The sequence below is a fragment of the Aquabacterium sp. UBA2148 genome, assembly GCF_002328915.1.
Lineage (GTDB): Bacteria > Pseudomonadota > Gammaproteobacteria > Burkholderiales > Burkholderiaceae_C > Aquabacterium > Aquabacterium parvum.
Map to the genome: position 1 here is coordinate 1 of NZ_DCXA01000198.1, position 2,585 is coordinate 2,585.

Annotated in this window: 3 protein-coding genes; all 3 read left to right on the forward strand. The window is 66.4% G+C overall.

Annotation, left to right across the window (positions count from 1 at the left end):
* A partial coding sequence (locus B2W70_RS11090) for an aldehyde dehydrogenase family protein (protein ID WP_286745705.1) occupies positions 1–798 on the forward strand: 798 nt, incomplete at its 5' end.
* An 89-nt stretch (positions 799–887) separates the two neighbouring features.
* Positions 888–1,811, forward strand: a complete 924-nt coding sequence (locus B2W70_RS11095; RefSeq protein WP_286745706.1) for a branched-chain amino acid ABC transporter permease — start codon at positions 888–890, stop codon at positions 1,809–1,811.
* Positions 1,812–1,883: 72 nt separating this feature from the next.
* Positions 1,884–2,585 (forward strand): ABC transporter permease subunit (locus tag B2W70_RS11100; protein ID WP_414631049.1); only part of this gene is annotated, 702 nt, incomplete at its 3' end.

Consider the following 2,585-nt stretch of genomic DNA (forward strand, 5'->3'; position numbering starts at 1 on the left):
ACGCTGGAGCTGGGCGGCAAGTCGCCCGTCATCGTTGACGAGACCGCCGACATCAAGCTGGCAGCCGAAACCCTCATGTGGGGCAAGCTGACCAACTGCGGTCAGATCTGCGTGGCACCCGACCACGTCTTCGTGCACGAGTCGATCCGTGAGCGTTTCGTGGCGGCATGCCGCGCGGTCATCGCCGAGCGCTATGGCGCCACGGCCGAGGCCCAGCGCAACAGCCCTGATCTCACCCGCGTCATCAACCAGCGCCATACCCAGCGCATCGCCGGCCTGCTGCAGGACGCGGTCAGCCGCGGTGCCAAGGTGGCCGTGGGCGGCGACGTGGACGTGTCGCAGTGCTTCATCGCGCCAACCCTGCTCGAACAGATCCCCCAGGACGCCTCGATCATGTCCGAAGAAATCTTCGGCCCGGTGCTGCCCATCATCGGCTTCACCAGCCTGGACAAGGTCGTGCGCGAGATCAACGCCAACCCCAAGCCGCTGGCGCTGTACATCTTCAGCACCGACAAGGCCCGCACGCGCGAGCTCATCGCCCAGACCAGCTCGGGCGGCGTGGCCATCAACCACTGTGTGCTGCACTACGCCCACGGCAACCTGCCGTTCGGCGGGGTGAACAACTCGGGCATCGGCAACGCCCACGGCGAGTACGGCTTCAAGGCCTTCTCCCATGAGCGCGCCGTGCTCAAGTCCGGCCCCATCATGATGGCCAAGCTCTTCTTCCCGCCCTACACCGGCTTCAAGCAAAAGCTCATCCGTTGGACGGTGGACTCGCTGCGACTGCCCTCGCTGTGACGAGCCCGGGGCCCATCTGACCGATAATCCCGGCATCCCAATGGTCAACGGCCCGCCTACCTGGCGGGCTTTTTGCATCCAAAACACCCGTGGACATCTTCATTCAGCAACTCATCAACGGCCTGGTGCTGGGCAGCATGTACGCCCTGGTCGCGCTGGGCTACACGATGGTGTACGGCATCATCAACCTCATCAACTTCGCGCATGGCGAGGTGCTGATGGTGGGGGCCCTGGTGAGCTGGACGGTGGTCACGGTGCTGGCCGACAGCGGCCTGCCGGGCTGGGCGCTGTTGTCGATCTCGCTGGTGGCCGCCATGCTGGTTTGCATGGCCCTGAACTTCGCCATCGAAAAGCTCGCTTACCGACCGCTGCGCAATGCACCACGCCTGGCGCCGCTGATCACGGCCATGGGCATGTCGCTGCTGCTGCAGACGCTGGCCATGATCCTGTGGAAGCCGGATTACAAGCCGTATCCCATCCTGCTGCCCGATGAGCCCTATGAATTCATGGGCGCGACCATCAACCTGGTGCAGATCCTGATCCTGGTGGTGACGGCGTTGACCCTGGCGGCCCTGATGGCCCTGATCCACGGCACCCAGCTGGGCCGGGCCATGCGCGCCACGGCCGAGAACCCGCGCGTGGCGCAGCTCATGGGGGTGCGACCGGACCGCGTGATCTCGGCCACCTTCGTCATCGGGGCGGCGCTGGCGGCGCTGGCCGGTGTGATGTGGGCGGCCAATTACGGCTCGGTGCAGCACACCATGGGCTTTTTGCCGGGCCTCAAGGCCTTCACCGCAGCGGTGTTCGGTGGCATCGGCAACCTGGGTGGTGCGATGGTGGGCGGCATCCTGCTGGGCGTGATCGAGGCCATGGGCGCCGGCTACATCGGCGACCTCACCGGTGGCGTGCTGGGCAGCCATTACCAGGACATCTTCGCCTTCACCGTGCTCATCCTCGTGCTGACGCTGCGCCCGCAGGGGCTGCTGGGCGAGCGCGTGGCCGATCGCGCCTGAGGCCTGGAGATCGACGCCATGTCTGCCATGAAGCCCGTCTCGTCTTCTGTGAACAAGCTGTTGCGCGCTCGCATGCCGGGCGGCCGCCTTCAAGGCCGGGTTGCGGCCTTCCTCGTCTGCGCCGTGGCCCTGCTGGTGCTGCCCGTGGCCCTGCAGCCGCTGGGCGAGGCCTGGGTGCGCATCCTCGACACCGCGCTGCTCTACATCCTGCTGGCGCTGGGCCTGAACATCGTGGTGGGTTTTGCCGGCCTGCTCGACCTGGGCTACATCGCCTTCTACGCCGTGGGCTCCTACCTGTTCGCGCTGCTGGCCTCTCCGCATTTGCTGGAGCATTTCCCGGCGGTGGCTGCGGCCTTCCCCGACGGCCTGCACATGCCGGTGTGGGCCGTGATCCCACTGGGCGCGGGCGTGGCGGCCATGGTCGGCGTGCTGCTGGGGGCGCCCACGCTGCGCCTGCGCGGCGACTACCTGGCCATCGTGACGCTGGGCTTTGGCGAGATCATCCGCGTCTTCCTCAACAACCTGGACGCGCCGGTCAACGTCACCAACGGACCGATGGGCATCAGCAGCATCGATCCGATCACCATTGGTGGCGTCAGCCTGGGCGAGCCCTTGCACGTCTTCGGCCTCACGCTGGCGCCTGTCACGCTGAATTACTACCTGTTCCTGTTCATCGTGGTGATCGCGGTGGTGGTGTGCAGCCGGCTGCACGACTCGCGCCTGGGCCGAGCCTGGATGGCCATCCGCGAGGACGAGATCGCTGCCAAGGCCATG